At 70.4% G+C, this 6,393-nt stretch carries 3 protein-coding genes and 2 pseudogenes; 3 read left to right on the forward strand and 2 right to left on the reverse strand.

The window, feature by feature from the left end:
- A pseudogene (locus tag ACTWQJ_RS44390) lies at window positions 1-437 on the forward strand (NF041680 family putative transposase); the annotation flags it as partial.
- 430 nt (window positions 438-867) lie between these two features.
- Window positions 868-1,278 (forward strand): hypothetical protein, encoded by a 411-nt coding sequence (locus ACTWQJ_RS44395; protein ID WP_443312074.1) that lies wholly within the window; start codon window positions 868-870, stop codon window positions 1,276-1,278.
- 316 nt (window positions 1,279-1,594) lie between these two features.
- On the opposite strand, the gene ACTWQJ_RS44400 is transcribed toward ACTWQJ_RS44395, so the two are convergent.
- Together ACTWQJ_RS44400 and ACTWQJ_RS44405 are read right to left on the reverse strand one after the other, a co-directional pair.
- Window positions 1,595-2,950, reverse strand: a complete 1,356-nt coding sequence (locus ACTWQJ_RS44400; RefSeq protein ID WP_443312076.1) for an FAD-dependent oxidoreductase — start codon at window positions 2,948-2,950, stop codon at window positions 1,595-1,597.
- Window positions 2,951-4,101: 1,151 nt separating this feature from the next.
- Window positions 4,102-4,620 carry a winged helix-turn-helix transcriptional regulator gene (locus ACTWQJ_RS44405; protein WP_443312075.1) on the reverse strand — a complete coding sequence of 173 codons (519 nt, stop codon included), beginning with the start codon at window positions 4,618-4,620 and terminating at the stop codon, window positions 4,102-4,104.
- 142 nt (window positions 4,621-4,762) lie between these two features.
- Between ACTWQJ_RS44405 and ACTWQJ_RS44410 the strand changes: the two are divergent.
- Window positions 4,763-6,157 (forward strand): annotated as a pseudogene (locus ACTWQJ_RS44410) (MFS transporter).
- The last annotated feature ends 236 nt before the right edge of the window (window positions 6,158-6,393 follow it).

Raw genomic sequence — 6,393 nt, forward strand, 5'->3', positions numbered from 1 at the left:
CCGCACCGGCGGACGTGGAACGCTGGTGGCAGTCTTTCCTCCGCAGATTCGATCTTGAGCACACCTTCCGGCTCATGAAACAAACCCTCGGCTGGACCGCCCCGAAGGTCCGTCACGCGGACACCGCGGACCTGTGGACCTGGCTCATCATCGCCGCCCACGCCCAGCTCCGCCTGGCCCGGCCACTCGCCGAGGACCTCCGCCGGCCCTGGGAACGCCGCACCGAGCCCCGCCGACTCACCCCTGCCCGAGTCCGCCGCGGGTTTCGCAACCTCCGCTCCACGACCGCGAGGCCGTCGGCCGCACCGAAACCCACACGACCAGGCCCCGGACGGCCTCCCGGTTCGAAGAACAAGGAGCGAGCCAAGCATCACGACGTCGGCAAGACGGTCAAACGCGCCGAATCAATCAAGGAACACCAAGCCCGTCCACGTTAAACGCCAAGCTAACTGGCTGTTCTCTATCCGCTCGCGTGGTCGGTCCGCTTCGAACGGGGTCCTGGATCGGGTGAGTTGGCCGGTGCGTAGGCATGAAGGAAGGGCCTCTTGGCAGCTCGCGGTTGTCGAATCCAGCGAGTGGCAAGAGGCCCTGGTGTTGAAGTGTCGCGTGGTGGTGGCTGGCGGGTCCAGTCAGGCCACCCATGGGTGTGACTGTCTCGCCCACAGGTTCGGGAACGCGGCCGACCGGCCGGAGCGCCGGCCCCGGTACGACTCGGACATGAGCGATGCCGAGTGGGCTCTCGTGCGCGATCTGCTGCCGGTGCCGGGATGGCCGGCAGGCCGGGGCGGGCGGCCGGAGGGCTACTGTCACCGGCAGATGATCGACGCGGTGCGCTAACTCGTCGACAATGGCATCAAGTGGCGCGCGATGCCCGCGGACTTCCCGCCCTGGCCGAGGGTGTATGCCTTCTTCGCCCGCTGGCGGGATACGGGCTTGGCGGCCGAGCTGCACGAGCGGCTGCGCGAGGCCGTGCGCCGGACGGAAGGCCGCGAGGAGGAGCCGAGTGCGGCGGTCGTGGACTCGCAGTCGGTGAAGGCGGAGGAGGAATTCGGCGGTACGGCGGCCCGCCGCGTCCGCGGCCTCGTCGGCAGCCGCCGCTCGGCCTCGGCCCGGCGCGCGGTCTGTTCGCTGTACGGCATCTCGGCCTCCACCCGGGCCGCTACCCGGGCCCGCAGCGCGCGCCGCGTGTGGACTGTGTTCCCGCGGGTCCGGCAGCCGGAGCCTGTGTCCAGCCGGATGCCGTCGTCACACCTCAGATCCGGACAGGCAGGGCGCTGAACCAGGCCCCGACCAAGCAGCCAGCCCATCGGATCGCGCCAGGGCCCTCAGCACCGACCTCCCACAGCCGGTCGGTGAGCCGGTTGGCGAGCACCTGCGGCGCCGCCTCCGGGGCAACCATCCCCGACAGGGCATCCAGCGCCCGATCCATGGCAACGAAGCGCAACGGCCTGCTGGGTACCCGTCCGGCAAGGATGGGGCGAACAGCATCCGGCCGGAAGGGACGGCCTCAGCCGCTTTGGCAACAAAACGAACCCCGTCTCCTGCGGGTTGCGCTTGACGATCCCGATGTCGATGTCCGGGCTGCCGGCCTCGCTCAGACCCCCGGTTCCTCCGGGGCCGCAGGCGGCTCGGTGGGCGTCAGCGCGGGCGGGCGGAAAAGGACGGCCCGGGCCACGGACGGGGCGAACAGGGCGGTGACGGGCGCGGAGAGGGTCAGTACAGAGCGGAAGGCGCGCCCCACGACGGGGTCGCCGGGGTAGCAGTCCTGGACTCGCTGCAGGTACCGGTCGGCAACGCGGTCCGCGGGCCCGCCGGCGACCGCGTTGCCGATCGCGCCCGGCATCTTGCGGTCCGCCCCGGCGGAGATGTCCCACGCCTGCCGGGACGCTGTGAGCAGTGCCCGCTGCACACGCCGCGTGGTGGGGGTCCGGCGCTGGTCGGCCAGCGCGTCGCTCAGGGCGACCGCGCTCATCGCGGCGACGGCCATGCCCTGCCCGTAGATCGGGTTGAAGGTGCACAGGGCGTCGCCGGTGGCGAGGAATCCGGCCGGGCGGCGGCCGGGAAGGTCGTAGCGGCGGCGGATGTTCGCGGTTCGTCGGTACCCGAACGCCGGCGAGAGCGGTTCGGCCTCGTCCAGCCACCGGTGCAGGAGCGGATGCGGCAGCCTCTTGGTGTACGTCACGAACTCGTCGTCGTCCGTGGGCGGTTCGTCGCCGCGCAGTCCCGAGACGATGACCAGATGGCTGCCGTCCTCCAGCGGCAGCGCACCGCCGGCGTGGACCTGGTCGGGGCTCGGGTAGACGTAGTAGCCGACGGTGTCGCCGTCGAGGACGCCCCTCCTGCCGCGGTAGACGCGCGAGGCGTACGCAAGCCCCGTGTCGATGGTCTCCTCGTACGGGGCCTCGGCGCCGATCGCCGTGAGCCACTGCGGGGCCTTGGTGCCGCTGCCGGAGGCGTCGACGACCAGGTCGGCCTCGAGGGGCCGGTGCTCTGCGCGGGCGTCGCCGGAGCGGTCCCGCAGCAGCACGCCCCGCACGCGCGAGGCGTCACCGAGGAGCCCGACGACATCGGTCCCCTCCACCGTGCTGATCACCGGGTTGGCCAGGGCCCGCCGCCGCACCAGCTCCTCGAGCTGCGCGCGGGAACCGGTGTAGATGTGCGTCGTCGCGGGCACCCGGCGGAACCAGCGGCCGTTCTGCCACAGCACCAAGTCCGACGGCATGCCCACCCGCGGCGCTCCCGCCGCCCGCAGCTCCGCCAGGAAGCCCGGCAGCAACGACTCCAGGGCCGACTGCCCGCCCTCCAGCAGGACATGCGGATGCCGGCCCTGCGGTACGCCGGGCCGCGGCTTGCTGCCGTCCGGGAACCGGTCGCGCTCCACGACGGTCACTCGGTCGGCGTGCCCGGCGAGGACGTGCGCCGCGAGGAACCCCGCAAGGCTCCCGCCCACGACGACCGCATGCCGCTCACCCCGGCCGCCGCCCACACCCCAACCACCCGTTTCTCCGGCAGAGTTCACCAATCCGCTCCCCTGATCGCCACGTCGTCGGAAGGCACCAGTATCCTGCTCCACAGGGAGCGGTTGACCGCGTTCCAGCCCTTTTGCGCCTCCCGAATACACCCGCCCCGGATCACTCCCCCGGCCCCGTCGTCAGGGTGTTGCAGCTGATACCCATCAAGTTGTCTGGTCGCTCGGCGATCACGGTTACGCAGCGTCCACCGCCACCCCCGCCTGCGGCCGCACGCGCCACGGCCGCCCGCTGGCGTGCAGCGCCCAGTACGTCCAGTCTGGCGACTCATCGAGCTTCAACATCAAGCACCTCCCTCCCTCTCCCGGGACGTCCTCGGAAGAGCACAGAAGGTGCTGCTCGTCAGCTCACGCATCACTGCTATGGCCGCCCCTGCAGCCTTTCAGGAGTCTGCGCCACGTAACAGAAGTTGTATGCACCGCCGTTGAGTCTTGTCGTTGCGGGGCCTCAGGACTTTCCTGACGGTTTGCCGTCAGGAGATGCCTGACCGTCGGTTGGTTGGCTGCCCATGCCTCTGACCAGCAGACGCGTGATCGGATCGGTGTTCTTGCGCGGCCTGACCGCGAGTTCGTCCCCGCCGTACAGGATTCCGGTGGTGGGTGTCCTCGATCATGACGGTGACGATCTTTCCCGCGGGGCGGGGACCGAGCTTGACGAACTGCCCGTTGATCACGAAGCGACCGCTGGCGTGCACCTTGCGTTGAGCCCGGATGGACCCGGCAGGAAAGGCAACCCGGGGCAGCGGGCTGGAGGCAGCCCGGGCGCTGTGGAATTGGGTCAGACGGCTTGCCGGCACCGGACTGGACCAGGTTCCCACCAGCACGTTGTCCGCAATCGCATGCATGAGATGGCCGTCGAGCCGCAGCACCACAGTGCGTTCCGCGAAGGGGAAACCCGACCTGGAACTTACCAGTTGACGGACACGTGGCCATCCCGCCGAACCCGGCTGCCACACGGTGGCCCGACGTGCCCTTCCCCTGGGTCTCGGACGACGCCGAACGTGTAGAACAGGCTGACCAGGGCTGCTCCCCGGCAGGCCTGCTCGCCCTGCTGTCGGCCGTACCGGATCTCCTCAGACGGAGATGGGTTCCAGCAGCCTTTTCGGCCTGAGCAGTGCCCGGCTGACCGAATCTGCCGGGTCGGGGGCCAGCCCGGGCCCCGGCTCCATGAGGACGTCTTCGACGGGCACAACGATGGCGCAGGTGGGGCACTCTCCGTACGGGCCCAGCTCGGTGCCGCAGTCGGCGTGCCGGAAGTAGCGCAGCCGGGTCTCTGTGATGTGCTCGCGGCCCCACAGTCCGAGCGCGCACAGGGTGGGCCACAGCGCGATGCCGCGCTCCGTGATCACGTACTCGTCACGCGGGGGCGACTGCTGGTACTGCCGCTTTTCGAGGAGACCTTGCTCCGTGAGTTTTTGCAGACGGGCGGAGAGCACGGCGCGCGGGATGCCGAGGTGAACGAGGAAGTCGTTGTAGCGACGGACGCCGAACAGCGCGTCACGGACGACGAGCAGCGTCCATCGCTCGCCGACGATCTCCAGCGCATGCGCGATGGAGCACTCTTGCGTCGCGTAGTCCTTACCCAGGGCCATGCCATCCACCGTACCAAGTGAGTTCGGTGATTGAATTCACAAGAGGCAGCGGGATCGACGACGGAACCTCTGACGCTACGGTGACGAGCCAGCTAGGTTCAATGACCGAATCTTCACCGCGAGCTTCCGGAGGCCAGACCCCATGTCCCGCCCGGGCACACCAGCCAAGCCAGCGACCACCGACGTGAAGACGCACGCCGAAGCAGCCCCAAGGCCCCGCGCCACCCTGGCCCTGACCAGCGCCGCAACAGCCGTGACGCTGATGACGTACACGGCACCGCTCGTCACGCTCCGCGACACCGCCGCGGCCCTGCACACCCCGCTCTCCGCACAGGCCTGGCTGATCAATGGCACACCGCTGGGTCTGGCCGCCCTCCTCCTGGTCGCAGGCAGCCTCGCCGACGACTACGGCCGCCGCCGGATCTTCCTCGTCGGCACGCTCACCCTCGGCGTCACCACAGCACTGGGCGCGCTGGCCTCCGCGACCTGGCTGTTCACATTGGCCCGCATCGCGCAAGGTGCGGCCAGCGCGGCGATTCTGGCGAGCAGCCTGGGCCTTCTGGTGCACGCCTTCCCGAGTCCACGCGGCCGACTGCACGCGACGGGCGTCTGGGGCGCCTTCGTCAGCGGCGGCATCGCGGTCGGCCCGCTGGTGGTGGGCGCGATACCGAGCTGGCGGGTGGCGTACGGCGTCCTGGGCGCGGCGGTGCTGATCGTGGCGGCCCTGTCGGCGCGTACGTTGTCGGAGTCCTGCTCCCCGAGGGACGGACGTCCTGACGTCCTGGGCGCGCTGGCCTTCGGTCTGGCTCTGGTCGCCCTGGTCGCCGCGCTGACCCTGGGCCGTGACGGCTGGCTCCGCGCCCCGGTGGGCCTGCTGTTCCTGGCGGCCGTCCTGCTGGTGGGCCTGTTCGTGCTCGTGGAACGCCGCACGAAGAACCCGATGATCGAGCTGGGTCTGCTGCGCCGCCCCGGCTTCCTGGCCTCGTCGGTCGGCGGCCTGTTCACGGGCCTCGCGGTGATCGGCCTCTTCAGCTTCCTGCCCTTCATCCTTCAACAGACACTCTCCCTGTCCCCGATCGAGACGGCGTGGCTGTTCCTGCTCTGGTCGGGCCTGTCCTTCGGCGTGGCTCTCCAGGCCAAGCGGCTGGCGGGCCGCGTGCCGACGCGTCACCAGCTTGCCCTGGGGTTCCTCCTGCACGCGGCCGGCGTCCTGACGATGCTCGGCGCCATCAATGCCGACTCCTGGCAGCGCCTGCTTCCCGGCCTGATCATCAGCGGCGTCGGCAGCGGACTGCTCAACGCCGCGCTGCCCCTGCTGGCGGTGTAGACGGTTCCGGCCGCCAGGGCGGCCATGGGCTCAGGTGCCCAGCAAACTCTTCGATACATCGGCTCCTCCGCCGGGGTGGCGCTCACGATCGCGGTGGTCACCTCGTCGAGCGGCGGCCTGGGGGACGGAACGAACGTCGCGATCCTCGCCGGGGCGGGGCTGTCGGTACTGGCGGCCGGGGCGGTGCTGGTGCTGCGGGAGCGCGCGTGAGCAGCGACTGGTCAGGGCACGGCATGCCGACGTTCTGCGTCGGCGTCCGGCCGGAGGAGTGAGGGAACGGGGCACATCACCGTCACGCCACCTCCCTCCCCTCCCTCCGACCGGACACCGCCTGCCGGGTCAGCCCTTGAGTCCTGCGCGAACCACCAGAGCGTCGTGGTCCGTGTGGGTGGCCGCTTCGATCTCCAGGCGCGGTGCCCGCAAGGTGCCGCACACGTGCTGGATGC

The sequence above is a fragment of the Streptomyces sp. KR55 genome (genome assembly GCF_052245645.1).
Taxonomy (GTDB): Bacteria; Actinomycetota; Actinomycetes; order Streptomycetales; family Streptomycetaceae; genus Streptomyces; species Streptomyces flavusporus.